Here is a 25,634-nt window from a genome sequence, read left to right on the forward strand (position 1 = left end):
CTATGGCATTGACCAAAGCCGAGATGGCTGAACACCTATTCGAGAAACTAGGCATTAACAAGCGTGATGCTAAAGATCTGGTAGAGCTTTTTTTTGAAGAAATTAAAGGCGCTCTGGAATCTGGTGAGCAAGTAAAACTGTCAGGTTTTGGCAATTTCGACCTGCGTGATAAGAATGAACGTCCTGGACGTAACCCTAAAACGGGTGAAGATATTCCTATCAAAGCGCGTAGGGTGGTGACATTCCGCCCTGGTCAAAAACTTAAAAGCCGAGTTGAAAACTCAGCACCTGTCGACGAGTAATTTGCACACTGCTGCAATTATAACGTTGTAAAACATGAAAAGAGCGGGGAGAACCCTCGCTCTTTTGTGTTTCTTCTTTTTACAGTGCGCTCGCACTGAATTTCTTATGTTATTTTTCTGGAGGATAGTGTGAAAAAAGCACTTGTCGTTCTTTCTATTGTATTAGTAGCCATAGCTGCATGGTTCGTTTTCTTATCCGTAGATGCTGATAACCGCGACCAAGAAGCGTCGAGCGTACCCGTTATCACCGTAATGGAGATATTGCATGCAAGCGACCTGCAAGAGGGCGTAAAGCAGGCAGTAAATCAAAACAACGATGAAGAAATTCAATACTGGCTTCAGCAAGCCTTAGAGGTTGGTGATGCGGCTAACTTAGCGGCTGACGACCTTGAATACTTGCGCTCTCGCGCAGCGAAAGACTACGTAGTTTTTAATGCTAAGCGCCAGCTCTTTAACGAAGAATTTGAAACTCATTACTACGGATTAGAAAGCATAGAAGGTCTTAAGGCTAAATATCCAGAAGCCCAGGACTTATTTGCCCGTGCTGACGCGCTTCTTGAAAAGCGAGATGCTATTATTCAACAAATTGCTGTTACCATTGCCGGTAATGACTCACCCAGTGATGCGGTAATAAAAGAGGCGAGAGAGCAGTGGCTTCAACAGGCCAATGCAGTGCCTGTAAACTCTCAGTAGTAGGAGCACGTTAAAAACAAGCTCTTAAATACTCGCACCCATAGCTCAACCAGACCGCTCATTCGAAACAGCTCATTTGAAACAGCTCGTATTGAGTGCTGTCACAGATAGATTATACAAAGCGCTTGCAGTGATAGATTATACAAAGCGCTTTTACTGAAAGTTTATATAGAAAGCTCGGCAAATTTTGCGTTAGTGAGTGCAGCGAGGTCGGCTGCACGTAGTGCGACCTCTAAGCCTCGCTTGCCCGCACTCACATGAATGGTATCAAGCGTTGCGGCACTTTCGTGAATAACCGTAACAAGTCGTTTTTTTTGTCCCAAAGGGCTAACACCACCAAGCACATACCCTGTGGATGCGATTACTGCATCGGCACTGGCCATGGTCACTTTCTTTGTGCCCAACACTTTTGCCATTTTCTTTTCGCTGAGTTTGGTGGTAACCGGCACAATGGCTACAGCTAACTCTTTATGTTCTTTGTTTTCCTTGTTTTCCTTATTCACATAACAGACTACCAATGTTTTAAACACGCTTTCAGGGGCTAAGCCTAATTTTTCAACGGCTTCTAACCCATAAGATGAAGTGTTGGGTTCGTGTTCGTATTTAAGCACGCTGTGCTTAATACGTTTTTTAGATAGCAGCGTGATGGCCGGCGTCATTCTTCTTCTTTCTTGTAAAATGTGCGTGAATAAATAATATCGCCAGGCAAAAGAGGCGTTGCTGCCTGGGTGGCATAGTCATCAAAACCTGCTGTAAAAAAATCTGACAATGGATGGCCAGACTGCCCGCCAGGTAGGGTGAGAATAGCATTGTCTAAATGCCCAGGACTCACAAAGAAACGCTCTGAAGCACCAAACCCAGTAGACTGCACGGCGGGCATATAGGTATCACCAAAACCTGGAACTGGGGCCATGTTTAACTTATCACCTATTAACGGTATTTGTGCTGAGAAAGGGTGCTTCACTGTTAACGTGTTGACACTTCCCCAGTTAAGCATGTCCATGTTCGCCTCAAGAGGTGAGTATTTATCAAGAAGCTTATGCTTGGCTCGCCTGTAGGCATCTACCAACAACTCATCGAAAGTATCGGTTCCCTTGGGAAGCCAGCTGCTTGGCTGATTTTGTATGAGTTGCCACGTAGCAGGCTCAATTCCACGCAGAAGCGTGCGGCTTTGTACGCCTTGTTCATCAAGGGATGATAAAATTTCACCAAAAAGGGTTTGTACTACTTCACGACGAAAGTGCTTTACCAGGGTGTAACCCACAGAGTCGTCGCAAGCACAGGCTCCCCATGTGTTTAAGTAGGTCAGATCTGGCTTAAACTCTACATTTTGCATAGTGAGTAGGCCGCTAAGTAAATTATGCCAAGGAATAAGGAACTGAGCATGATTGTCTAACTGAATGGCGTAAAAATCAGTTTCGGTGAAGGTGTCTTTTTCAAACAGCCGGTCTCTTATTTGTCTACCTCTTGCTCCAAGTGCATATCCACCATCGCCTAGTCGAGATACGTCCTTTGCTGCAATTACTCGCGCATTGGCCGTCCATAGTCTATTAGAGACGGGGTTTTTTACCAAAGGCAGCATGGTTGCCGGTCGCGGGGGATTGTTTCGCATTTCATCTTCAGATATTGCGGTGTACGATGCCTTTTCTCTGTGAAGCACTGCGCCGCCCGGCATCCACGCCGTATTACCTTCGCTATCAACCATCACCAAGTTTTGCGTAGGATTGGCAATTCGCTTTCCTATATCTATAGCCTCATCCACAGACTTAGCACCACCAAAATCTACAATAGCTAAATTGGCAGCAAATTCGTGATGGGCAACCCAATTAAGGGCATAGCGTTTTCCGTTGAGCGTTTTGACGGGGCCAAATTCACTGACTTCCATGGTGTATTCATGAGCGCCTGAGGGAAGGGGAATGGTTTCTGTCACTGTCGTGGTTTCTGTATCGCTATTCAGCGCCACCCAATCTACGTTGTCTAAGTTAGCGTTTGTAAAGCCCCAGGCTATATCGCCATTAGTACCCACAACAATGCCGGGTAAACCAGGCAGCGACACGCCTGTAATAGAAACATTTTGCCCTGCGTCACTGTAATTTAGTTGAGTGCGATACCAGATAACGGGTACACGAAGGCTTAAATGCATATCGTTTGCCAGCAGCCCTGCTCCGGTGTGCGTAATACTTCCTGACACCGCATAGTTATTACTGCCTATGTCAGGAAGTTCGATGCCCCTATAGGTATAACGAGCGCGGCTATAACGAGGATCGGCATAACGAGCGCCGGTATAACGAGCTAAATCATTAGGCAATACGCCATTAATGCTGCGGTTGTTATAAGCTTGAGTATCTGAATTTTCACTTTTATTTTTACTTTCGTCAGCAGCTTTAAACTGGCTAGGATATTCAGGGATAGGGGCGTCGGATAAAGGCAGTTCACTGCCATCAAGGGCAGCCTGAAAGTGACTTTGTTGGGTTATAAAGCGATAAATGTCATCGCCAAAGGTATCTTTAAGGGCGGTTCTTGCGAGGTCTAACTTCACTTGCCCGTCCTGCAAATCTAAATACATGCTGTAAATAACCAAAATACTGTCGGTAGGGCGCCACTGCGTCATTTCCATACCGGCTGCAATGTATTCAAAGGGAAGGGTCGTGTACTCATCAATGGCTTCATTAACGCCATGAGCATAGCGAATAAGCAGTTCTTGTTGTTTACTGGGTAAGTTTTCAAAAACGGTTTGCGCTCGTTGCTCAAATTGGTGAAAACGGGCGTTTTTATCTATGTCTAATGCTGCACTTCCTATCCAGGCTGATAAATTGCCGGAGGCAGCTCTGCGCTGTAAGTCCATTTGAAAAAAGCGGTCTTGACCGTGAGCAAACCCCAATGCATAGGCAGCATCAAATAGGTTATCAGCGTTTACAACAGCGTGACCTAGTGAATCTCTTGATAGCTGGGTAGGCTGGGTTACGTGATAGGTGGCACTGTTACCGTCTAATTTGGGTAAACTTAAATATAATGTGGTGTATACAGCAGCTGCGGCAATCGACAACAACAGTACAGCACCAACAACAAGCCACTTGATCCAATTTATCACGTGAATTACTCCCTTTTTTTCTCTATCCTACCCCAATAAACTCAACAATGAGAAGTGATGTTTTATGAGACTAACTGAATGCACTATTCTTGATAAAAATAAGGGTGTGCTGTGGGCCCATTAATGCTCGATTGTCAGGCTGAAGAGTTGCTGCCTGAGGAAAAAGAAAAGCTGGCGCATCCCGTCGTCGGCGGTGTTATTTTATTTTCTCGTAATTACCATGATAAATCTCAACTTTGTGCACTGATAAAAGATGTTCGCCGGTATGCGAATAAGCCTTTGCTTATCGCAGTTGACCACGAAGGGGGGCGTGTGCAGCGTTTTCGTGAAGGGTTTACCGCCATCCCCGCCATGGGCGATATTTTGCGTCATACAAAAAGCGAAGGCGAAAGCGCTGCTCTTGCTCATGCGTGCGGGCTTGCGTTAGCAGTAGAGCTTAAAACACTTGATATCGACTTTAGCTTTGCCCCTGTATTAGATATTAACGGCGTGTCGCAAGTAATAGGTGACAGAGCCTTTGCTGATAATGCCAAAGACGTAGTGCGGCTAGCTGCGTCTCTTATCGATGGGCTTAAAACGGCAAACATGCCTGCTATTGGTAAGCATTTTCCCGGCCATGGCAGCGTAGCTCCAGACTCACATATTGCATTACCTCTTGATGAGCGAGATTTTGACAAGATTAAACACACCGACATGGTGGTGTTTGAACGGTTAATAGAGCGCGAGTTGCTAGATGGCGTTATGCCTGCCCACGTAATTTATAATCAAGTGTGCTCAGAGCCGGCCGGTTTCTCTTCTCGTTGGCTTAAGCACATATTAAAGAAAGATCTTGGTTTTAGTGGCGCTGTTTTTTCTGACGACTTGTCTATGCACGGTGCGACAGTGGCCGGGGGTTATGTTGAGCGTGCCAGTGCAGCTCTAGATGCAGGCTGCGATATGGTGCTAGCTTGTAACAATGCTAAAGGAGCCGAGCAAATTCTTGATGGATTAGAAGGGCGTATTGCACAGCAGTCAAAGGAAGATAGCCTGAAGCGCGAGCGCGTATTGAAGTTACACGGGCGACTATTGCCTGCGGGCCTGCGTGAGCAATACGAAAGTGCAGTGGCACTTATAGAGAAGCTACTGCACGTATAGAAACTAAGCTTTTTGAGAGATACTGCGGTGCTTATAGCGCCGCAGCAGTTATACAGTCGCAGCAGCGGTTATAAAAATCGCAGCAGCGGTTATAAAGCCGCTAGCGCTCACCGGTATTTAAACCGCCACTTCGTCTACACCTGCCTCGATATTTAAAAATCGTGCAAAGGTAAATAAGAAGTCGCTTAAGCGGTTCAGGTAAGCATGAACCACTTCGGGCACGTCGTAGTGCTTGGCCAAGCTTATTACCGCACGTTCTGCACGCCGGCATACCGCGCGACAAACATGGGCTTGCGCTGCACCCTCACTGCCGCCTGGCAATACAAATGATGTGTTCGGCGGCATTTGATTGGTTAACTCATCGATAAGACCTTCAAGTGACTCAATATCTGACTGCGTTAACGTTGAGCTAGCCGATATGGCAAAGCCTGCCTGAAAGAGGTTGCGCTGAATGATGTGTAGCTGTGCGCGATGTTGCATAGGTACAGAGGCGGCAAGTAAACCAATGTGGCTATTGAGCTCATCAATGTCGCCGTAACTCTGAACTACTAAATCATCTTTATCTACGCGGATCGCTTTGTCTGCGTATATTTGCGTGCTGCCTTTGTCGCCAGTACGGGTATAAATTTTCATTTAACAGCAATCCTATTCTTGGGTGTCGTTTTGAACGTCGTTTTGGGGGGCGGCCTGTAAAGGACGTTCATAGCGACGAATTTGTACAATAAATCCATACAGCGGATGGTCAAAATAGTGCAGTTGCTTGCTGATCACGCGACGTTGCTCGGCAAGCGGTATGGATACCAGCTGATATTCTACTGTTTGAGCGTCGGTTTCTGATGCATTGCTTTCCAATACGCTGCTTTCACTTTTATCATTTACGAATGTGCCGCTGCTTGATGAAGCAAGCTCTGTACTGAGGTCGCTTCCACTGAAATACTTTGTAGGTACCTGTTGTCGATAAAACAGCTCACTGTCGATATGTAGGTAGGGCACTCGGTTGATGTATTTTAGAAATACCTTCATTCGGCCATCAAGTTCCCAAATTGGTTTACGGAAAGCACCACTATCGTTTGTGGTTTCGTCGCTTAACTCACCCTCTGTTCCTAAGCGCTGAAGCGTTTTAAACGAGACAGGCTCTGGTTGTGACAAACGCTGCTCTAGCGACGTGAAAAAAGCGTCACTAACGACGGCCGTCTGTTCATCCTCATTGAGAACACTCACTGTCGCATCTTTCGCTGCTTGTGCTGTGTCTGCAGTGACTGCAGTGTCAGTAACCGCAGTGTCAGTGACAGCAGTGCGTTTATCTTGAATTTGTTCGCCGTCTTTATCAAAGCGACTTGCGTAATTAGTGCCGCCAAAAAGACGCACGTTAAACGCCTTATTTTTGCCAAACTTAACAGGCTGTCGCCACGCTACATGAAGCAGACGTTCTAATTGACGGTTAGCGCGTATCTGGCGAGAAATAGAGGTTAGCTCTTGCATGTCGCTAGAGAGCAAGTGAGTTTTTGATGCTAATGGCCAGTCGTTGCCTTCTATCACAACGGGAAGCTGCGCAGGCGCAGGCATACTGTTATCAACGCTATGTCGCACCCACTTAATACCATTGGGCAGTTGGTTAACGCTAAGCCAAGGCTTCTCGGTTTCGCAGTAGGTGAATTGAGGCGTTGAGACCGCTGGCTTTGAGTTGATACCAAAAAAATCAGTCCAATTTGCGTCTACCCAATAAGATGCAATAGTGTCTAAAGAAGGTGCTAAGGCTCCCTCATCAGGCTCATTGCTTTCTTCAAAGCCAGTTTCTTCAAAGCTTGTCTCTTCAAAGCCAGTTTCTTCAAAGCCAGTTTCTTCAACGTCGCTGTCGTTATCAGTCGTCTCTTTAGAAGCAGTGCCTTCAACGTCGCTACTTATAGCATCGTCATCAAAAGCATCTTCATCAATAGCATCATCAAAAGCACCGCCAGTAAATACTAAAGACTCTGCGCTTTCGATAGAAGTCGAGCCGTCAAGTTGGCCTGTCTGATTAAGTGCGCTTGTCTGATTAAGCGCGATCTCGTTAAGCGCGTTATTCGTGTTTAACGCTAAAAAGTCAGTATCAAAAGCGGGTACAAGTAAACTCAGGTCGTTAGGCCACGTCGGTAAGGGCTTCTCTTTAGGCAAGCCGTTGATATCGCAAGTGGCCAAGTTTTGCTTGATGAATCGAATGTCAGGCATGATTACCGCACTGATCACATCCTCCTCACTCTGGGGAACCGCAAAAGACTCTGCCAAATTAAACTGTTCTTCTAGCTCAGTCAGTGCCTTGTTGCGTTTAAATGCGACAACCTCTACATCAAACCACCAGTCGTCGCTGGCATTTGCTTTGGCCAACAACGATGAAGCCATAACAGCGGCCAACACAGCAGTTAATGTGCACCTGCGAAATAACGTCATGTTATCGCGACTCCTTTGCAAAATCGGCAATGATATCGCTAATAAACGCAATGCGCTCTTTAGCTGTTTCGGTTTTCTTTACTAAGCGAAGCTTTTGGCTTCCTTCAAACTTAAAGGTGTTGGGTTTGGTTTGAACCTGCTTAATAATGTAGGCAGGGTTAACCGTGGTGGTTTCTTTAAATTCTATGGTACCGCCTGTTGCAGACAAGTCTACTTTAAGTATGCCTATGGCAGCGGCTCTTATTTTCATTTCAGCCACATCCACAAGATTTTTTGCAGGCTCAGGCAAAAGACCAAAGCGGTCTATACATTCTACTTGGAATTCGTCAATGTCATCTTGGGTCATGCAGCTGGCAAGACGCTTATAAAGCGACAGTCGAGTATTTACATCGGCAATGTAATCCTCTGGCAGTAATGCTGGAATTCGCAGCTCTACTTCGGTGTGACCAGACAACGCATCGTCAAGCGACGGCTCTCTGCCATCTTTTAACGCATTTACTGCTTTATCGAGCATATCCATGTAAAGGCTGAAACCAATGCTCGCTATTTGTCCAGACTGATCGTCGCCAAGCAGTTCACCCGCACCACGAATCTCTAAATCGTGGGTCGCGAGTGCAAAACCCGCACCCAAATCTTCTAACTGTGCAATGGCGTCTAGGCGCTTGCCTGCGTCTTTGGTCATGCGCTTAGGATGCGGCGTTAACAAGTATGCGTAAGCCTGGTGGTGAGAACGACCCACACGGCCCCGTAACTGATGCAGCTGCGCTAAGCCTAAATGGTCGGCTCTATCCATAATGATGGTATTAGCACTTGGCACATCTATACCGGTTTCGATAATGGTGGTACACACCAGTACATTATAACGCTGGTGATAGAAGTCGCTCATTACGCCTTCCAAATCCCGTTCACGCATTTGCCCATGGCCCACGGCAATACGGGCTTCAGGCACAATTTCAGCTATTTCCTCGGCTGTACGCGCAATACTGTCTACCTCATTGTGAAGGAAGTAAACCTGACCACCCCGTAAAATCTCACGCATGATGGCTTCGCGAATAGTGGCCTTATTACGCTGTTGCACGAAGGTTTTTATAGAAAGTCGTCGGGCAGGCGGCGTAGCAATAATGGATAAATCGCGCATGCCAGACAGTGCCATATTCAGCGTACGGGGAATAGGGGTGGCAGTAAGCGTGAGTATATCCACATCGGCGCGAAGCGATTTTAGCTTTTCTTTTTGACGAACGCCGAACCGGTGCTCCTCATCAATAATGACTAAGCCCAAATCTTTGTATTTTATATCGCTTGATAGCAATTTGTGGGTTCCCACCACAATATCGACTTTGCCTTCGCCAATGCGCTGGGTGACGTCTTTTTGTGCTTTACCGCTCACAAAGCGGCTCATGACTTCTATTTCAAAGGCCCAGTCGGCAAAACGGTCTTTAAAGTTTTCATAGTGTTGTTGAGCAAGCAATGTAGTAGGCACCAAAATAGCCACTTGCTTACCGTGGTTGGCCGCCAAGAAGGCCGCTCGCATGGCCACTTCTGTTTTACCAAAGCCCACATCGCCACACACTAAACGGTCCATGGCTAGTGGGTTGCCCATATCATACATTACTGCGGCAATGGCCTGTGCTTGATCTGGTGTTTCTTCAAATGGAAAGCTATCAGAAAATTTTTGGTAGTCGTCCCAGTTTATGTTGTAAGCAAAGCCCGGTTTAGCGGCGCGACGGGCATACACATCGAGTAGCTCGGCGGCTACATCGCGCACTTTTTCAGCGGCTTTTTGCTTGGCGCGCGACCATGCATCTGAGCCCAGGTAGTTAACCGGGGCGTTATCCGCATCGCCGCCGGTGTAGCGAGAAATTAAATGCAGTGAGGCAACGGGTACGTACAGCTTCGACTGTTTAGCATACTCAATACATAAATATTCGGTAGTGACGCCACCGGCATCGAGGGTTTGCATGCCAAGGTAACGGCCAACACCGTGGTCGAGGTGCACCACCGGCTGCCCAACAGACAGCTCAGCTAGATTGCGAATAATGGCGCTTTCGTCGGTCGCAGTGCGCTTATCGCGAAGACGACGCTGACTTACTTTGTGCCCGAGAAGCTCGGTTTCGGTAATAAAAAGCAGCTCGCCTTCTTTGCTTTTCCAACGAAAGCTATGCTCTACCAAGCCCACGGTGATGCCAATGGCATCGTGATTTGAGAGAAACTGGTTAAATGAGTCAACAGGCTTAGGTTTAATACCGGCTTTTGCCAGTACGGTCATTAACCCTTCACGACGGCCTTGAGTTTCTGCACAAAACAGTACTTTTGCACCTTGCTTAGTTGCCTCATCAACGGTGGCAATTAAGCGTTCGGCAGGCACTTTTTTCTGCGAGTTGATGGCAATGTCGTCTAGCTTTTCGCACAGCATGTTAGTGCTGCCTGCTTTATTTTCTAGTACTTCACTGCGCATAGAGGCGCGAGGCCACTGCTTTATTTGGCCAAACAATTCATTAATAGGCAGAAATAAATCATCAGGTGCGAGTAGCGGGCGAGCTAGGTTATACCGGTATTGTTCGTAACGCTCTTTTACATCGGCCCAGAAAAACTCACTGGCATCTTGCACATCGCCATGAAGCAGCAACATGGTTTTAGGGTGCAGGTAATCGAATAATGTGGCTGTTTTTTCAAAAAACAGCGGTAAATAATATTCTACGCCACTTGGCATGGTGCCTTTGCTCACTTGAGAGAAAATACTCTCTGAGGCGTTGTTGGCATCAAACTTTTCAAGAAACTGCTGTCGAAACAGCGTGATCGCGTTTTTGTCCGTTGGAAATTCACGAGCGGGGAGCAGTCGAATTTTATCAACGGCATCACCTGAGCGCTGGGTTTCGGTGTCGAAATAGCGAATAGAGTCTATTTCGTCATCGAATAAATCTATTCTAAACGGCTGTTCGCTACCCATTGGGAATAGGTCTATGATGCTGCCGCGCACCGAAAATTCGCTGTGACTCATTACCTGGCTAACGTGTAAGTAGCCGGCCTGTTCTAAATTGCGTCTAAACTGATCTCTGTCTAGGGTTTCGCCTTTGTTCAGCATTAACAAGTATTTGGCAAGATAATCTGTGGGAGCCAGTCGTTGCATTAAGGTGTTAACGGGAACAATAAAAATACCGTCAACTTGCTGGGTAAATCTGAAGAGGGTTTCTAAACGCTGAGAAACAATGTCTTGATGAGGAGAAAATGAGTCGTAGGGCAGGGTTTCCCAATCAGGAAATAACGTAATAGGGACATCTTTGGCTGAGGGCTTGTTTGCCATAAAGAACGCGAGTTCTTTTTCTAACTTCATTGCCGATGGCGTATCGGCAGTAATCAGCACTATTGGGCCGTTATACTGCTCTTGTGCTTGGCTAATACAAAGCGCAGTACTGCTACCTTGTAATTGTCCCCATTGCTTATGATCCTGAGACGATGCGTCTTTCTTCTGCGCCGGAAGAGGCAGCGATAATAAGGTGGCTGTCATGACGTCCTATAACTGTTTAATACAATTTATACCAATGTAAGATGGCAATGAGTACTGCTTATGGTGGCAATTAGGATCCAGATTTTTTCTCTTTCGCGCGTTTTCTAAGCTGCTGAGTTTGAACATGCAGGCTAGCTCGCACCAGTAATTCTTGATCTTGCTCTCTAATGGCACTGAAAATAAAGGCTATATGGTAGCTATCTTCCACGCTCTCGCAAGCAATAACTTCACCGAAGCAAAATATGGCTGCCGCTTCGGCGTCTAGGAAGAGTTTGAGTTCAGCGGTGGTGCCAATGTCTAACGGTGATGCTGATTCAATAATGACACCCCCGCCTCCATATTTTACAGAGCGATAGCGCTGTGCCTCTTCGTCTTGCTGATGCAGCACAAAAGACATCATGAGATCTATTTTTCTTGACTGATGGTTAAGAAAGTCTGCCAACGATTCGGCGTGATCGCCTAAATTGCGAAGGGGCCTAATAGCCTGCGCCTCGATAGTGGCCATTTCACTGGCTATACGAAATGCATAGGGCATGGCTTCTTCAATACCCTCTTCATCCGGAACTGCTTCGTTGTCTGTTAATGGCCTAACGTTTACGTTAATGCCCGAGGCAATTGAAAAGTATTCGTCGAATTGGGCTTTTTTTTCATCTAGGCTAAGTTTACTCACGACATTCCTCTGCCACTAATTCTTGTGCAGCCAGTAGCTTACACGTAGTATACCTACATTACTATTTTGGGTGTATCTCGTCATCTCACCTTTTGACTAATTAAAGCCTGGACCTCGCTAATGGGGTGGCCACGCCATTGGGGTGCGAGACGTTAATTTCTTTTTTTAAAAGCAAGGCGCCATGTCCTATCCTCTTTCAGCATCAATAGCCTATCGATATGCCAAATCTAGCAAGGCAAACCAAACCAGCTTTGTGTCATTCATCAATCGCTTTTCAGTTGCCGGTATTGCCTTAGGGCTTACGGCGCTCATTATCGTTGTGTCGGTAATGAATGGGCTAGAAGGCCAGCTTAAACAGCGTATTCTAGGCATTGTTCCCCATATTGAAATAACCTCAGAAGCCACAAACAATACAACGAGCGCGCTTGCAACATCGCCCATTAACGATGTGATTGCTGTTATGCCATACCGAGAAACGGAAGCGGTAGTGCAGTCTAAGCGAGATTTAAGAGGTGTGCAGGTTCACGGAATTCACCCTGATCAAATGAAGCAACACACCATGGTAGCGAACAACATGGAGCAGGGGCGCTTTACCGACTTAGAAGCGGGCAGCTTTAGAGTCATCATAGGTCGAGCACTGGCGCAAAAGTTAGATGTGCGCGTTGGCAATCGGCTTCGCGTGATGGTTGCCGGTGCTAGCGTTTATACGCCATTTGGCAGAATGCCGAGCCAACGCCTGATAACTGTATCGGGCGTGTTTGATATGGGCTCGCAAATGGACGACAAAGTGTTGTACATGAATATTAACGACGTTAATCGCTTGCTTCGCGACACAAAAGGGCAGGGCGAATCGGTACGGCTGTTTTTAAACGACGCATTCGATTATTTAACCACAGTCAATTCACTTCAAAGTGAATTGGGTATTGATATTGCTCATATAAAGACATGGCGAGAGCGGCAAGGGCCTTTGTTTGATGCAGTAAAAATGGAAAAGAATATGATGATGTTAATGCTGCTGCTTATTATTGCAGTAGCGGCGTTTAATATCATATCCGCTCTTGTGATGGTGGTCTCAGAAAAGCAGGGCGATATTGCCGTATTGCAAACCCAAGGCATGATGCCTAAAACGGTTATGTGGATTTTTGTGTTAAATGGCCTATTTAACGGCATTAAGGGCGCAGGAATTGGGCTAGTCTTGGGTTGTATTATTACCAGTCAGCTTAATAACGTGTTAGCGCTGGTTAACTCTCCACTTGCTCTGGCGGCCGATGGAAGCGGACTGCCAATTGATATGGATGTCATGCAAATCGTTAGCATAACTTTCATTTCTGTGTTGCTGTGTGTTTTAGCCAGTATTTACCCTGCGTATAAGGCAATGAAAACTCAGCCTTCGCAAGTGCTGCAAAATGAATGATTTACTTACCAGGCCTCTGGCAAGGGAAGTGAATAACAAATCGAGAGAAATCACGTGTGTGCTTAAGTAAGTCACACAGGAATAAACCGAGTTTTCCGTGCAAAACACCGTGAAGTTCACTATACTCGCGGTCTTTTAAATTTCGCCGAATGAGACGTTATGAACAAGAATTTTATCACTTCGCAATCCCTATTACAGGACTCCTTTCGTTTAGCTGCAAAGGTATATGACGATGGTTTCCGTCCAGATTTTATTATAGGTATTTGGCGTGGTGGTGCACCGATAGGTATCGCCGTGCAGGAGTTCTTTGAATTCAAAGATACGTCAACCGATCACATTGCCGTGCGCACGTCTTCTTATTACGGCATTAACCAGCAGGCAAAAGAAATTCGAGTGCATGGTTTGCACTACTTAGTCGAGAAGGCCAATGCGGGCGACAAGCTTCTTATTGTTGATGATGTGTTTGATTCAGGTCGCAGCGTTGACGCATTGATTAAGCAAATCAACAAGCTGATGCGTTTAAACACACCTACAGACATTCGCATTGCTTGTCCTTGGTACAAGCCGCAAAACAACAAAACCGACATAGTGCCTGACTACCATATTAACGAAAGCGACGAATGGCTTGTGTTCCCTCATGAAATTGCCGGTTTATCGGAAGAAGAAATTCGTGCTGGGAAAGGCGAGTTATCTGAAGTAATGGATATACTTTTTAGTAAGTAGGTTAACTAGCTAGTTATGTTTTTGTAATATAAGCGCTTGCTAAAAAACGTCGGCTAAGCCAAACACCGCTTTGTTTACTTATAGCGATGTTTGGTCTAGCGCCCAACATTTTAGCTCAGTATGTCAATTGAGCTATCAGTTGCAACAGGCAGCTGCAGGGTAAATGTAGTCCCAACATTAACCTCGCTTCTTACTTTTATCTGCCCGCCCATCGAGTCGATTATTGAAAACGAAATGTACAGGCCCAGCCCCGTCCCTTTTCCTGTGGGTTTTGTGGTATAAAAAGGGTCAAACAGCTTTTCTAAATCGTCTTTTTCAATACCGCTACCTGTGTCTTCAACCTTAACAATAACCATATTCTTATTGTCTACACGTTCACACGATGTGGTAACAGATAGCGTATCGCCAACCTCCATCGCTTGAGCTGCATTCACAAATAGGTTCACAAGCACTTGATTCAATTTGCCAGTTTTACCACGAACGAGAGGGATGTCTGCTAGGTGAGTTTTTATGGTTGCTTTGTGTTTTAGTTCGCTGTTAACCAGTCTTAATCCGTTAGTTACGCAGTCGTTAATGTTTGCAGTATCGTCATCTGTTACATCAGAACTATGCGAAAACGCACGCAGGCTGGTAATAATGTCGGTAACTCGATTCAAACCTTCTTCTGACTCATCACAAATATCAGATATTTCATCAACGATAGGTCCAAGTTTGTTGTCGCTCTCCCACTGCTTGGCTTTTTCAGCCACAGCTGCGCGCTCTTCGTCAGTTGTGGCCCCCGCAAGCTCTTGTACAATATTCTGCATGCTTGTTAAAGACGGTAGAACGTCTTTTATAAACATCATATTGCTGTTTACAAATGCAATGGGATTGTTGATTTCGTGAGCTACACCGGCCGCTAAAAGGCCGAGGGACGCCATTTTTTCTGACGATATTAGGCTTTTTTCGACTTGTGCTTTTTCTTCTTTCAGCTTAACGGTTTCAAGGGCCATCAGTTTGGCCTGAACGCTCATAGACATTTGTTGAGTAAAGGTGCGGTAGCGGTTTGCCATATCCACATATTCTTGGGTATAGAAACCCAAGGTTTGATGACAGAACACCATAACCGCCTGCTGGTGGTGTACTCTAAATGGACACAGCAATGCCGATGTAATCGGTGTATCAAATAAAGCAAGATGCTCTCGCCAACTGGGTTGTAGTTTAACGTTGAAAAGCGCTACTGGAGAGCGCTTTATAGCCCGAGATAAGGTTTCATCTATATTCCAATGGGAGTCTAAAAGGGCAGGTAGCGTAGCGTTGGTGCAGCGCATTTTGCCTTTACTGTCGTTTTCTAATACAAAGCTAACGTCGTAGCTGTAAAGGCTGCGAAAGATACCAAACATTTTGGTATACAGCTCTTTCTCGTTTCTTGCGGTAAGCAAAGCCCGCGTGCCAGCGAGCAGCGCATCGCTTTCTTTTTTGTGGGCTTCTGCCTGCTCTTTCAGCCGATAAACGAGGGCTAAGTCTTCTAGGACGTTTTCGTAATCCTTGCTCATCTAAACGCTGCCATTAAAAACGGTTACTAACACACTAACTTTCAAAAAATTGCCATCATTAAGGGCTATCATTAAGAAAAAACGACGGCTGATATCATTAAATTTCCATGCCGGCTTTTACGGTCTAAAAATTGACCTTGCTCACCGAAGGTGTAAGTGCCGCAAATAGGCAGGCTCTCAAATTTTTCTTGAAGGGATGTCAGCATGGGGTGAATTTGATCTCCAACCGTTAACCGACAACCTGCACAATAGACTAACAGCACGCCAACGGGTTTGCTATCATCAGGCAGTAGCATGATGGCGTTATTGATAACCCGCTCTGCCCGCGCCGTTAAACTGGCAATGCTTCCTTCCATCAATACCAGCTCTTCGCCCTCTATAACCTCAGAGAAGACGTTTAGGCCACCATCTTCACACACCTCATCGGGGTGGCACAACAGGTAATTTAGTGCGCCATTTTCTAGCTGCACTGGTCTGCCTAATGGGGCTGTAGAGGTTAGGCCCAGAATGTTTCCACCATTGAGCTCGTTTGTTATTAACCCTTTGGTGGCCTCGTTATACGCCTTGGCAGCAGAAACTCCATCAAGTGCTAATATGTGCCTATTTTGGGCACTCGACGCTTTAAAAACGGTTTCAGTTGGTTTGTAACCAGAGCTGTAGCTAAGCCCTAGCGGCGAAGAAGGATACATTACTGCCACTGCTAAGCAATTGGCGCCGCTGTGTGATGATGTACTGATACACCAATTTCCTTCTACGGTATTGTCTGCGGCCGAGCCGCCAAAAATGGGCACTTGCTCGCCCACAATGCTGGTAAAGCCATTAAGTATGGCCTCTTCTTCACCAGGTGGAAGCGCGCACCATATAAGAGAGGGGCTTTCAAATGGACGACCTGCGTTAATAAGCGCACTTTCAAGCGCGCTTGCACCAGCACTGAATGCGTCAGTTTCTGAGCAGTCGGCGCTTCCAACACCAAAGGCGCCAGTTTCATCAGAAATCGACAGTGCACTTAAACCTGCGTCTGCCTGTGCGCGAGATTCATCGCATACTAAGCTACCTAAGCACGAGGTGGCTAATAGGTAGGGGGCGCCGGACTCATTGAGTGACGCTACTAGGGTGCTGACATCGTGCTCGGCGTTAGTGAACGAAATGACTAATGATGCTGGTCCATCTTCTTGAAGTGCAGCGCATACTTCTTTTGCGGCCGCCAGCGTGTCGGTTTTGTCTGATGAATAGGTTTTTATACGCATGTTATTAACTACTTATTTGATATTGTTCATAGTGTAGATTAAAAATAATTAAAATCTCATTAACAATTAGTTATAGAGATTCGATTGCCAGAGCATACTTGCTCATTCTCAGTTATCGAGGTAGAACTTATCGTGGAAGGTATAAACCCAAGTGGGCTGATAAATAACGAGCAGGGTAATTGCCATTCCGTTAAGCAATGCTTCAGGAAAGATAAGCAGCGGAATAAGAACCACGTAGTTTGAAAAAACGATATCCCAAGAGTAAACGCCTTCAATAAAGAAATAACCACCTAAGGAAAAGGTCTTTAGCGCAATACCCAATGCTGCAGGGAAAAAAGCGCACACAAATATGTAAACAAAGAGCTGCCTTGGAATACGGTGAAACGACAGCATAAAGAAAAAGTACGTGACGGCGATGGGAAGTACGGTGCCGAGTAGGCCATTTACCCCAAAACTCTGCCAGGTTCCGTATCCTATGATGTGCGCGCCAACAAGTGCAATAAATGATGAAATAACCGCGTAGCGAAAACCGAGCATAAGGGTGAGTACAGACAGGCCTAGGAAGTGTACGTCTAACCCTTCAAAAATACCTGCCTTTAGCAACCACAGCACAAATAGTGCGGCAGCAGTACCAAACACCAGATGTTGTTGATGTTTGGTCTTTGCGAAATGAACGAGATCTATGTTTTTGAGCGACCCTAAAACGAAAAGCCCATAAACAACCATCGCTAATGTTTGCAATGTACTCACTGTTTCTCCTGCGTATAATATTAGCTAAACGCTACGCGGTTTAAACACCAAGAAGCGTTTACCGATGAGTTTGAGTCACTAGTTTACTCATACGTTGCCCAAATGGGGGCGTGATCAGAGGGCTTTTCAATTCCCCGTAATTCGTAATCTATACCTGCGTCTTTAAGCGCGCTGTGCAAAGATGGTGTAGCGAGGATCAGATCTATTCGTAGACCTCGATTATCGTTAAACCCTTTAGAGCGATAGTCAAACCACGAGTACTCATCGTCTTTCTGTGGATTGAGGCTTCGGTAACTGTCCTCAAAACCCCAAGACATGAGTGTGTTTAGCCACTCACGCTCTTCTGGTAAGAAGCTACATTTCCCCGTTCTTAACCAGCGCTTTTTGTTTTCTTCGCCAATACCAATGTCTAAATCGGTGTGCGACACGTTAACGTCTCCCATAACAATGACTTTTTCATCAGGTGTATGATTGTCGTTAAGGTAGGTCATTAAATCTTGATAATACTTTTTCTTGGCGGGGTATTTGGTTTCGTGCTTTTGATTCTCACCCTGCGGAAAGTACCCGTTTAAAATGGTCACGGCCTCGCCTGCATCGTCGGTAGTTTTGAGGATTATCATGCGGCGTTGGGCATCGTCGTCATCTGTAGGGAACCCTTTAATGACAGCCGTTGGCGACTTTTTCGCTAAAAAGGCGACACCATAATGACTTTTCTGACCATGAAAAAAGACCTCGTACCCCATTTCCTCAACGGCTTTCACAGGAAACTGTTCGTCGTGAACTTTTATTTCCTGCAAACCAATAACGTCAGGTTGGTGTGCATCTATCAATGCTTGTAGCTGATGAAGACGGGCACGAATTCCATTTATGTTAAACGATACAACTTTCATATTTTCTTTTCTAACAATTTAATGATGGGCCTAGAATACCAGAAACTTGCGTCACGCTTAACGCATATCATTGATAATGCGTGGTGTTGGCCGTTGTTCAACACTTCTAAAAGAATGATATACCAACAAGGAGAGCGGGTTGATTAAGATAATTTATACGTTGGCGAATAAAAAGAGGGATTCAGCGCTTACTTAGCTGTCTGGGCATTTCCTAAAGCGATTAGAAATGAAAACCACGAGTTTGCGTCTTCTACAATGTCTCGAACACCCTTGTCATTATCAAGCGTTAATTCAGCCAATATGTGTTCAACGTTTTGCTTGAACGGGACCCACGCTTTAGCGCATCCTGCCATTGCTGAGTAATACGCTGTTGGAATATCGTTATTGAGTTTAGCAAGCCGTCTGCTAATCATGTTGGCCCCCATGGAAGAGCCTAGCCACACATATATAGCTGCGATTGCCGCTGAATTTTGCCCGCGAAAGCTAAGCTGTTTTTTCAGCGTATTGACTGTCTCAATATCAACACCTCTCTCAGTATCAAAGCTTTCGGCAAAATCACAATGCAATGCGTTGGTATCGCGATAAAGGGCGGCAGAAACTTCATCAGTGTTCAACATTTCTGCAAGACTCGTAAGGCTAGGCGTCTCGCTTTTCGCGCTTAACACATGAGACGACGTCGCGCTATGAAACACTGACATGACGCTGAGCACATCTTCATACGTTGACGTATTAAACTCAGATAAATTGTGAAAAAGCGAAAAAGGATGCGTGTCTTCTAACGTGGTGTGTTTGTCGTAAGTATCTCGTTTTAACGCCGTAAATAGTGTGTGCATGGATGTGATTTTTTTCCTGTCTCGTCATTTGGTATGTATTCTGGGCAATGTATACAGATTCGGATAATACTGAAAAGTACGTTAAAGATACCTAACTAAAGACAAACGAAACGATTTAGTAAAACGCCGTAAATGTTGTTATGAATAAATTTTGTTATAAATAAATGCTGTCATAAATTAACCTTGAGTAAATGGTATCACATACGTTTAAAAAGCAGCATCATCACATTGGTCTAATTGCCGTTGCACACATAACTGGCACGGGTATACTTGCCAAAATTTTTAAGAAGAGAACCGCCGTGTTTCCAAATACTATTAGTGAAAAATTAAATGATACAGTCATAGACCAAGCAATGAAGCTGTCTGCAGAAGAAAGGCAGATGTTGGTCATCAGTTATGTGAGCAAAGCCAAAGAAGTGTGGTTAGTACAAGGCTCTGAAGGTTTCGTTATGCTTGAAGATGATGGTGCAGTGCGTCTTCCTATCTTCCCCCATCGCGACTTGGCGAATGCCTTTGTTACGTCAAATGGCCTTGACGGTATGTGCGTGAGCACGCCGTTAAACGAATTTGTATCTACATGGTTACCTGGCCTTGAAACAAATGGCGTCGAGCTGGTTATGTTTCCAACGCAAAGCGACGTAGAAAACTTGGTGATGACAGCGCCAGAGCTGAGTGAAGAGCTAGGCTCAGAGCTAAATGATCAGCCAAGTGAGGGTAAAACGTCAAAGCTCAGTGATGACGAAAGTAAGTAGTTAACAAAACTGTGAAGCGGGTTTAAAGAAATGACACTGGCGAATATGCAATTACTTCCTCTTGCACAGCAGCTATCACAGGCTAAAAGTTGGGATGAGTTTACTCGAACCATAATGCTTGCAGGTAAAAAATTACCTGCAATGCCTGAGCATTTGCGGCGCGATGCTAACTCAGTAGAGGGCTGCGAGAGCCCAGTGTGGTTGGCGTTACTCCATTTTGAGAGCAGCGAGAGCGGTGAGCGCGGTGAAATCAACAGCGGGTTTGTCGCCTATTCACCAAGTAAAGTCATTCGAGGCGTGCTCGCGATTCTGCTTGAAAAAGCCAATAGTTTAGAACAGCAAGAGCGCGCTAATTTTGATTTTGGGACTTACTTAAATGAATGTCAGCTTCAGCGCTACATGAGCGAGTCTCGAGGAAACGGAATAAAGTCAGTGGTGCGTCAATTAAAGGTGCTTTAAATCGGTTTAACCTCTTTAATCTTGGCCTTTGCGCTACAGCCGGCTACTTGTTCTTTTCTTCTATCCACTGCGACATATACTTTGTCGCATTTAGACTTTGGTGCCACAGTAAATTTTGTAAAAAGAGTGATTCTCGATGGGATTTTAGCCCATTGAACAGCAGCTGCAGCTGTTCAGGTAGTGTCATCTCGTCAGCCTGTGCTCTGTAAGCTTTAAGCACCTCTTCGCAATGCTGACTCGCTTTTTGCCATGTTGCTTCATCTTGATAAAGTGATACTGCATGAACGACAAAGTTATTGATAGCATTCTCATCCATAATGGGTGAACAAATAGCGCCAGGCCATTGGGAAGGTATCGGCTTTACTTGTTTTTCGTTGTTGGTGCGTGTATCTAGCAAATCGCCTTTTGAGCTTTTATCTTCCGAGCTAATACCTCCCAAGCTCATACCTTCCAAGCTTATACCTTCCAAGCTTATACCTTCAGAGCTTATACCTTCAGAGCCTAGCCAAGTAGTAACGCTTGGGGTGTGCGTGCGCATGGCATCGAGTAGTTTTCCTTTGATACCTGCGCCAAATCGTATGGGAGCGATGAGGACGCGAGCGCTTGAAACGACTTCCTCTGCATTATCAGCCCATCCTTTTACAATAAACCCTTGTGCAGCGTTATGCAGTTGAGAGGCCTTCTTGGGCAGATAGGCGCCGTAAATATGTAATTGAGCATCAGGGATTTCTTTGCGTATAGCTGGCCAGATATGTTGCTTTAGCTGGAGCACAGCGTCCCAATTTGGCGCATGACGAAAGTTACCAATGTGCACGAAGTGTTGACGCTGTGAGTAGTCTGGTGTGCTTATAGGGGCGTCCTCAACAAAAAGAGGGTGCAATCGAAGTTGAGCACTTGGTACGTTATAGTGATGTTCCAGTAACTGCTTTTCATATTGTGAAATAACTAGCGTTAAGTCGCTACGCAAAATAGAGGCAATTTCTCGTTGCGCCAGTTCGGTATTGAGCAGAGCGTTAGATGCATCACCTGAGCGTTTTACCGCATCATGCCGCGCCTGTCGAAGGCTGTGTAGATCTTCCGTATTTAACACTCTCAATGCCAGTGGGCATGTGTCTTTTACCCGCCAGGAAAATTGTTCTTCTGTCATGTAGCGGTCAAAGATAACCACGTCAGGGCTTAATTGGCTAATACGTTCATTGAAACTACTGCAATTAAGGGTAATCGCCTCGCTTGTAACATCAAATTTTGCTAGGTCAGCCTTGTGAATACTGTCGGCAGCAGCGGTAAGAAAGGTTACTTTATGGCCCGCTTCGCAATGTTGTCTTATCAACGAAAGCATGTTTTGCCCCGCAGCAGACGAATTAGGCTCAGGCCAGACATAACCAATCACCACTATGTTAAGCATATTAAAAGTTCTTCTCATAACGAATGTGCGCGGACTATACCAAAACAATCAGAAGATGTTGAGAATTACAGGGTTCAACGAGGCGTATAGGCTCGTCACTGCTTGATTAGAGAAGGGTTAATAAAGGGAATTAGGAAGAAAACGCCTTCAAAGGAAGCTTTTAGTATAAAAAAGTATTAATCGAAGAGGATTCGAAAGTATTTAAGCTCGTACAGCGCTATAATAAATGCACCGCGATTTGCTAAGTCTGTGAAAGGTATTAACTTATTTAGCAGAGCGCTTTATCTTTTAGTCTATTTTTGTAATTTTAAGTTTCTGATATAAAAAGAAATCATACTTTTTGATGATACTGCATCTGTTGACCAGCAAGATAAATACGCCTATACCTACAATATTGACGGAGAATCGGACCTCTCTAACAACACAAACACCACATTGGATGCATTGGAGTGAGTGCACACATGAAAATAGATGAATTAGTTTCGACAGCCGAAGACTTATTCGTATTGCCTGATTCAGTATTACGCTTGAAAAGCTGTATGGATGATGAAGCGTCAAGCATAGATGACATCAGTGAGATTATCGCTTTCGACCCGTCCTTAGCCACACAGCTATTGCGTGTGGCTAATTCTGCGCTTTATCGGTTCCCTAATAAGATAGACACGGTAACCAGGGCCGTCCAAGTGGTTGGTACACGCGCAACCTACGACCTCGCATTGGCCTATGGCGTGAGTCAGGCGTTTGGAAAAGTCGATGCCCAGATTATTGATTTGGATAAATTTTGGGAGCACAGCGTATCCTGCGGATTACTAGCGAAATATTTTGCAGAAACAAAAGCAATCAGAGAGCCGGAGCGATTTTTTGTTGCAGGGTTACTGCACAATATCGGCGAGCTAGTTGTCGTTTCTACTCTGCCAGAGGCTGCGAAGCGCTGCCTGAATTACAGTGAACAAGTCACCCCCGCTGAACTTCAGTACGGCGTGTTAGGCTATACGTACAGCCAAGTGTCTGCGGGCCTCATAAAAAAATGGGGCATTCCAGATACTATTTCAGATCCAATAGCGAATATTCATAACGTACAAGGTGATCCGCAATCAGACTCAAACCGGATACTTCAACTTGCTTACGTGCTGTCACTGGATAATGTAAATCCTGAAATTTATCCTAGCTATCATAATTTAAAACCAGAGTTGCACGAGCAACTTACGCTGAAAAGAGATGACTTGGAGGATGCCTTAGATATTACCAATCTTCAGTGTATTTCAGTGATATCGTTGTTCAACCCCAACGCATTTATGCTTTATTGATGTTGTGAGAAACAACAATGGCCAGCATGGCGCTGGCCACTAAAACCCTAGGTGCCAAATCTTGGGTGCGAAACATCAGGTGCTAAACCTCAGATGCTAAACCTCATTTGCTAAAAAGGCTTGGCGCCAAAAGATTAGTCGAACACCGCCACAGTCTGTCTGCTTATTGCGATAACCTCGTTATCTTTGTCCCAAATGGTAGCCTCTGTGTGGCCATACCCATCTGCAGCTTGTCGTGTATGTGCCTTATACGCAAACCAATCACTGGGTGATACTGGTTTATGCGGATGAATAAACTCTAAGTTCCAGCTTACAGTACTTGCTGGGGCAGGGAGCTTCATCATTTGCAGTAGCGTAGGTGGCCAAGCATCGATCATTGTAATGATATGAGCGTCAGTAATTTGCGCTGGTGGCTGCTTAAAGCGCATAAACCCGTGATAAATGCTGGTTTTCTTGCGAGTAAACGGAATACCGCCATCTTCTATCGCTAGGTCGAAATAGCGTAAAAACTTCGGCGTTATCTTAGGAATTTGAGGGATAAACTTCGCTTTGTTAGGCGTGGACATCTGATGCGTTTCGGTATTTTCAACTCGTATGCCTGATTCTCGAGCAATGCCAAAACACGCTTGAGAAAACACACAGCTTTTATCGTTTTGCATTGCATGTGCAGTGTATTGAGACACGTTTTTTCCCATTCTCAACAAGGTAACTTCTATTGAAAAAGGCGTGTCGAGCATGAGCGGTCCAACAAAGTTGGTGGTGAATGAGCGTAATACCCTATCGTCGGTAATCTGTTGCTTTACCGCGGTGTACAACATACCTGCCGAAATACCACCGAATGCGGTTCTACCTTGTCCCCATGTTTTCGGAATTACAAGATTCTCTACCTTCCAGGTATTTTCAGAAGTTTGGGTTAGGGTAGGGATATCTAACAGTTCATCTACTGTCATAATTGCCTGTCTGGTCTGATGAGTCTTAGGTCAATCATCCTACCCTAAGCCGTATGGAACAAAAAGCCTCAGTTACAAATTTTCGTTATGTTTACAAATAAGTAACAATTAGTTGCCAAATAATTTACCTCATGCCTAGACTGTCCTATCTTCATTTAAAAGGACTGTTATGGCCCATACAAGCGTTGAAGGTTTACCTGCACAAGAAGCGGGTGTATCTCGAAGTTACCGCAACTACGTACTCTTTATTCTCACACTTGTCTATGCATTCAATTTTATTGACCGTCAGATAATAGGTATTCTCTCTCCCTTTATAAAAGCCGACTTGGGTCTTGATGATGCGCAATTAGGATGGCTTAAAGGGATCTACTTTGCTTTGCTGTACACCGTGATGGGAATTCCTATCGCGTGGCTTGCCGATCGATATAGCAGAGTCAACATCATTGCCATCTCACTCACTCTGTGGAGCGGTTTTACAGCAGCTTCAGGGCTTGCCGGCAATTATGTTCAGTTGGCAATAGCGCGCATTGGGGTAGGTATTGGAGAAGCCGGCGGAAGCCCGCCTTCACACAGTATTATCTCCGACTTGTTTCCAAAGGAAAAACGAGCGGGCGCATTGTCTATTTACTCACTGGGGATACCGTTTGGCATAATGCTCGCGTTTTTTGCCTCAGCGTTTTTCTTACAAGGTGGCTCGGCCGATTGGCGAACGGTTATGTACAGCGTAGGCATACCAGGGATATTGCTTGCCTTGTTGCTTAAATTCACGGTTAAAGAGCCTACTCGCTCTGTTACCGCTCCCTCACAAACAGAAAATGTTAATAAGCCAAGCGTTAAAAAGTCGTTAAAGCAGTTGCTTAAAATTCCTACGTGGTGGGGAATGGCCTTGGGTATTTCCTTTGGCTCATTTGGTAACTACGCAATTTCGACCTGGATCATTGATTACTACGTGCGTGCTTTTGCTGGATTAGACATTTCCCAGCTGCTGGTAGTCTTCGGCATCATTAACGGTACTGCTTACGCGCTAGGCGTATGGTTAGGTGGCTACATCGCCGATAGATGGGGTAAACACAATAAAAAAGCATATGCACTGTTGCCCGCTATTATGCTGATTGTGGGTTTGCCAGCATTCTATGCATCCCTTCAAGTTCAAGACTTGTGGTTATCGGTAGGGCTGATGGCGCTTCTTTTGTTCAGCAGTGGCTCCTATTTAGGCCCAAGCTTTGCGATGGCGCAAACGCTAGCACCTATCAACGTACGAGCAATGTCTACCGCCTTGTTCTTCTTTGTGCTTAACATTATTGCCCTTGGTGGCGGACCAACGCTAACCGGTATCATCAGTCAATCCCTCGTGCCATCACTAGGTGAGACGGAAGCATTAAAACAAGCACTGCTTTATCTCGTTGTACCGTACGCATTGTCAATTGCCGTATTCTTGTGGACAAGCACAAAGATTGTGAAAGACTGGGAAATGGCAGAATCAAGAGGGTTATAGTACTATCTCGCCAACGCTCACAATACTGTATGATTAAGGGCTGATTTTTAGC

22 protein-coding genes are annotated in these 25,634 nt (G+C 45.4%); 9 read left to right on the forward strand and 13 right to left on the reverse strand.

Annotated features, from left to right (window positions below; all coding sequences use genetic code 11):
* Positions 1-2 precede the first annotated feature (2 nt).
* Both ihfA and V7R39_RS04905 read left to right on the forward strand, forming a co-directional pair.
* A complete protein-coding gene (ihfA, locus tag V7R39_RS04900) occupies positions 3-302 on the forward strand; it encodes an integration host factor subunit alpha (RefSeq protein ID WP_032095099.1) in 300 nt (99 codons plus the stop codon).
* Between the two features lie 129 nt (positions 303-431).
* Positions 432-995 carry a hypothetical protein gene (locus tag V7R39_RS04905; RefSeq protein ID WP_334028766.1) on the forward strand — a complete coding sequence of 188 codons (564 nt, stop codon included), beginning with the start codon at positions 432-434 and terminating at the stop codon, positions 993-995.
* Between the two features lie 164 nt (positions 996-1,159).
* Here the strand turns inward: V7R39_RS04905 and ybaK are convergent, their stop codons facing one another.
* Positions 1,160-1,654, reverse strand: coding sequence for a Cys-tRNA(Pro) deacylase (gene ybaK / locus V7R39_RS04910; RefSeq protein ID WP_334028768.1), 495 nt, complete (start codon positions 1,652-1,654; stop codon positions 1,160-1,162).
* A complete protein-coding gene (locus V7R39_RS04915) occupies positions 1,651-4,086 on the reverse strand; it encodes a penicillin acylase family protein (protein ID WP_334028771.1) in 2,436 nt (811 codons plus the stop codon). The genes ybaK and V7R39_RS04915 overlap by 4 nt, the downstream gene beginning before the upstream one ends.
* Before the next feature lie 123 nt (positions 4,087-4,209).
* Here V7R39_RS04915 and nagZ point away from each other — a divergent pair, with 123 nt between their 5' ends.
* Positions 4,210-5,220 carry a beta-N-acetylhexosaminidase gene (gene nagZ, locus V7R39_RS04920; RefSeq protein WP_334029133.1) on the forward strand — a complete coding sequence of 337 codons (1,011 nt, stop codon included), beginning with the start codon at positions 4,210-4,212 and terminating at the stop codon, positions 5,218-5,220.
* 117 nt (positions 5,221-5,337) lie between these two features.
* Here nagZ and V7R39_RS04925 read toward each other — a convergent pair whose 3' ends face one another.
* From V7R39_RS04925 to V7R39_RS04940, 4 genes are all read right to left on the reverse strand, one after another.
* The gene (locus V7R39_RS04925; protein WP_334028774.1) at positions 5,338-5,853 is read right to left on the reverse strand and encodes a cob(I)yrinic acid a,c-diamide adenosyltransferase; all 516 of its coding nucleotides are present in this window, start codon (positions 5,851-5,853) and stop codon (positions 5,338-5,340) included.
* Positions 5,854-5,865: 12 nt separating this feature from the next.
* Positions 5,866-7,647, reverse strand: coding sequence for a CsiV family protein (locus V7R39_RS04930; protein WP_334028777.1), 1,782 nt, complete (start codon positions 7,645-7,647; stop codon positions 5,866-5,868).
* Position 7,648: 1 nt separating this feature from the next.
* Positions 7,649-11,152, reverse strand: coding sequence for a transcription-repair coupling factor (mfd, locus tag V7R39_RS04935; RefSeq protein WP_334028779.1), 3,504 nt, complete (start codon positions 11,150-11,152; stop codon positions 7,649-7,651).
* Between the two features lie 70 nt (positions 11,153-11,222).
* Positions 11,223-11,822, reverse strand: coding sequence for a PilZ domain-containing protein (locus V7R39_RS04940; RefSeq protein ID WP_334028781.1), 600 nt, complete (start codon positions 11,820-11,822; stop codon positions 11,223-11,225).
* A 181-nt stretch (positions 11,823-12,003) separates the two neighbouring features.
* On the opposite strand from V7R39_RS04940, the gene V7R39_RS04945 reads away from it, so the two are divergent.
* Positions 12,004-13,236: a lipoprotein-releasing ABC transporter permease subunit gene (locus V7R39_RS04945; RefSeq protein ID WP_334028783.1), complete on the forward strand. Its 1,233-nt coding sequence runs from the start codon at positions 12,004-12,006 to the stop codon at positions 13,234-13,236.
* A gap of 159 nt (positions 13,237-13,395) precedes the next feature.
* Positions 13,396-13,959, forward strand: a complete 564-nt coding sequence (locus V7R39_RS04950; RefSeq protein ID WP_334028786.1) for a phosphoribosyltransferase — start codon at positions 13,396-13,398, stop codon at positions 13,957-13,959.
* A 110-nt stretch (positions 13,960-14,069) separates the two neighbouring features.
* Here the strand turns inward: V7R39_RS04950 and V7R39_RS04955 are convergent, their stop codons facing one another.
* The 5 genes from V7R39_RS04955 to V7R39_RS04975 all read right to left on the reverse strand — a co-directional run bounded on the left by V7R39_RS04955 (position 14,070) and on the right by V7R39_RS04975 (position 19,214).
* A complete protein-coding gene (locus V7R39_RS04955; protein ID WP_334028788.1) occupies positions 14,070-15,494 on the reverse strand; it encodes a sensor histidine kinase in 1,425 nt (474 codons plus the stop codon).
* A 71-nt stretch (positions 15,495-15,565) separates the two neighbouring features.
* On the reverse strand, positions 15,566-16,741 hold the full coding sequence (locus V7R39_RS04960; protein WP_334028790.1) for an FIST signal transduction protein: 1,176 nt from the start codon (positions 16,739-16,741) through the stop codon (positions 15,566-15,568).
* A 108-nt stretch (positions 16,742-16,849) separates the two neighbouring features.
* Positions 16,850-17,491 carry an energy-coupling factor ABC transporter permease gene (locus V7R39_RS04965; RefSeq protein WP_334028792.1) on the reverse strand — a complete coding sequence of 214 codons (642 nt, stop codon included), beginning with the start codon at positions 17,489-17,491 and terminating at the stop codon, positions 16,850-16,852.
* 83 nt (positions 17,492-17,574) lie between these two features.
* Positions 17,575-18,381 carry an exodeoxyribonuclease III gene (gene xthA / locus V7R39_RS04970; RefSeq protein ID WP_334028794.1) on the reverse strand — a complete coding sequence of 269 codons (807 nt, stop codon included), beginning with the start codon at positions 18,379-18,381 and terminating at the stop codon, positions 17,575-17,577.
* A gap of 188 nt (positions 18,382-18,569) precedes the next feature.
* On the reverse strand, positions 18,570-19,214 hold the full coding sequence (locus tag V7R39_RS04975; RefSeq protein WP_334028798.1) for a biliverdin-producing heme oxygenase: 645 nt from the start codon (positions 19,212-19,214) through the stop codon (positions 18,570-18,572).
* Between the two features lie 191 nt (positions 19,215-19,405).
* On the opposite strand from V7R39_RS04975, the gene V7R39_RS04980 reads away from it, so the two are divergent.
* Together V7R39_RS04980 and V7R39_RS04985 are read left to right on the forward strand one after the other, a co-directional pair.
* Positions 19,406-19,966, forward strand: coding sequence for a DUF2750 domain-containing protein (locus V7R39_RS04980; protein ID WP_334028801.1), 561 nt, complete (start codon positions 19,406-19,408; stop codon positions 19,964-19,966).
* 30 nt (positions 19,967-19,996) lie between these two features.
* Positions 19,997-20,425 carry a SufE family protein gene (locus V7R39_RS04985; protein WP_334028805.1) on the forward strand — a complete coding sequence of 143 codons (429 nt, stop codon included), beginning with the start codon at positions 19,997-19,999 and terminating at the stop codon, positions 20,423-20,425.
* A 43-nt stretch (positions 20,426-20,468) separates the two neighbouring features.
* Here the strand turns inward: V7R39_RS04985 and V7R39_RS04990 are convergent, their stop codons facing one another.
* A complete protein-coding gene (locus V7R39_RS04990) occupies positions 20,469-21,830 on the reverse strand; it encodes a glycosyltransferase family 4 protein (RefSeq protein ID WP_334028808.1) in 1,362 nt (453 codons plus the stop codon).
* A 461-nt stretch (positions 21,831-22,291) separates the two neighbouring features.
* On the opposite strand from V7R39_RS04990, the gene V7R39_RS04995 reads away from it, so the two are divergent.
* Complete coding sequence (locus V7R39_RS04995) at positions 22,292-23,137, forward strand: HDOD domain-containing protein (protein ID WP_334028811.1); 846 nt, start codon at positions 22,292-22,294, stop codon at positions 23,135-23,137.
* A 134-nt stretch (positions 23,138-23,271) separates the two neighbouring features.
* On the opposite strand, the gene V7R39_RS05000 is transcribed toward V7R39_RS04995, so the two are convergent.
* On the reverse strand, positions 23,272-24,087 hold the full coding sequence (locus V7R39_RS05000) for an acyl-CoA thioesterase (RefSeq protein ID WP_334028813.1): 816 nt from the start codon (positions 24,085-24,087) through the stop codon (positions 23,272-23,274).
* A gap of 169 nt (positions 24,088-24,256) precedes the next feature.
* On the opposite strand from V7R39_RS05000, the gene V7R39_RS05005 reads away from it, so the two are divergent.
* Positions 24,257-25,582 (forward strand): spinster family MFS transporter, encoded by a 1,326-nt coding sequence (locus V7R39_RS05005; protein WP_334028815.1) that lies wholly within the window; start codon positions 24,257-24,259, stop codon positions 25,580-25,582.
* The last annotated feature ends 52 nt before the right edge of the window (positions 25,583-25,634 follow it).

This window comes from Alteromonas sp. P256 (genome assembly GCF_036864455.1).
Lineage (GTDB): Bacteria > Pseudomonadota > Gammaproteobacteria > Enterobacterales > Alteromonadaceae > Alteromonas.